General features: G+C 67.7%; 2 protein-coding genes. Both read left to right on the top strand.

What is annotated here, in order from left to right:
• Positions 1–68 precede the first annotated feature (68 nt).
• Positions 69–368 carry a transposase gene (locus ACFY9I_RS42545; RefSeq protein ID WP_391012922.1) on the top strand — a complete coding sequence of 100 codons (300 nt, stop codon included), beginning with the start codon at positions 69–71 and terminating at the stop codon, positions 366–368.
• Positions 365–1,252 carry an IS3 family transposase gene (locus ACFY9I_RS42540; RefSeq protein WP_391012919.1) on the top strand — a complete coding sequence of 296 codons (888 nt, stop codon included), beginning with the start codon at positions 365–367 and terminating at the stop codon, positions 1,250–1,252. Before ACFY9I_RS42545 ends, ACFY9I_RS42540 begins: the two co-directional genes overlap by 4 nt.
• The last annotated feature ends 34 nt before the right edge of the window (positions 1,253–1,286 follow it).

Raw genomic sequence — 1,286 nt, 5'->3', positions numbered from 1 at the left:
TGAAGCTTCCCCTTGATCGTGGACACCTGGAGACTGGGATCTTGAGGTTCCAGAGGAAGTAGCACCAGGTGGGAAGCAAGTACACGAAGCGGTACACCGAGGAGTTCAAGCGGGACGCGATCGCGCTCGTCGATTCCTCGGGCAAGACGGTCACGGCCGTCGCCCGGGAACTGGGCATCAGCTCCGAGTCCCTGCGCGGCTGGTACCGCCGGGCGAAGGCCGACCAGGGCGAGGGCGCCCCGGGCGAGCTGACCAGCGCGGAGCGTCAGGAACTGCGCCGGCTGCGCAGAGAGAACCGCGAACAGCAGCAGACGATCGAGATCCTGAAAAAAGCGACGGCCTTCTTCGTGAAGGAGAGCGACCGGTGACCACGTTGTACCGGTTGATCGACGCGGAGAAGGCGAATCACCCGATCGTGCTGCTGTGCCGGGTGCTGCACGTGACCCGCTCCTCCTACTACGCCTGGCGCGAGGGCGAGGCCGCCCGTCGTGCCCGGCAGGCCGCCGACGACGCGCTCGCCCACGAGATCACCGTTGTGCACATCGCTTCCCGTCGCACCTACGGTGTCCCGCGCATCCACGCCGAACTACGCCGCCTGGGCCGGCGGGTGAACCGCAAGCGCATCGCCCGCGTCATGCGCGAGCGCAACATCCGCGGCGTCACCCGCCGCAAGCACCGCTCGCTGACCCGGCCGGACGCGAAGGCGAAGCCGGCCCCGGACCTGATCGGCCGCGACTTCCACGCCGAGCGCCCCGGCACCCGGCTGGTCGGCGACATCACCTACCTGCCCACCGCCGAGGGCTGGCTCTACCTCGCCTGCTGGCTGGACCTGGCCACCCGCGAGATCGTCGGCTACGCCATGGCCGACCACCACCGCGCCGAGCTCGTCGTCGACGCCCTCGACATGGCCCACGGCCGAGGCGGCCTGGAGCCCGGATGCGTGATCCACAGCGATCGCGGCAGCGAATACACATCGACCCAATTCCGGGAGCGAATACGGAAGTTCGGGCTGCGACAAAGCTGCGGACGCACTGGATCGTGTTTCGACAACGCCGCAGCGGAGAGTTTCTGGGCCCTGCTCAAGGAAGAGATCGGAACCCGGACCTGGCCCGACCGGGCCACCGCCCGTGCCGAGGTCTTCACCTTCATCGAGACCTTCTACAACCGCCGCCGCCTGCGCAAGCACAGGATCTTCGGCTACCTCACGCCGGCCGAGACCAGACAGCGGCATCAACACGCCCTCGCGGCGTAACGAACGAGTGTCCAAGATCACGGGGAAACTTCAC

The organism is Streptomyces sp. NPDC012510 (genome assembly GCF_042955065.1).
GTDB lineage: Bacteria > Actinomycetota > Actinomycetes > Streptomycetales > Streptomycetaceae > Streptomyces.
This window is presented reverse-complemented; position numbering and strand designations above follow the sequence as displayed.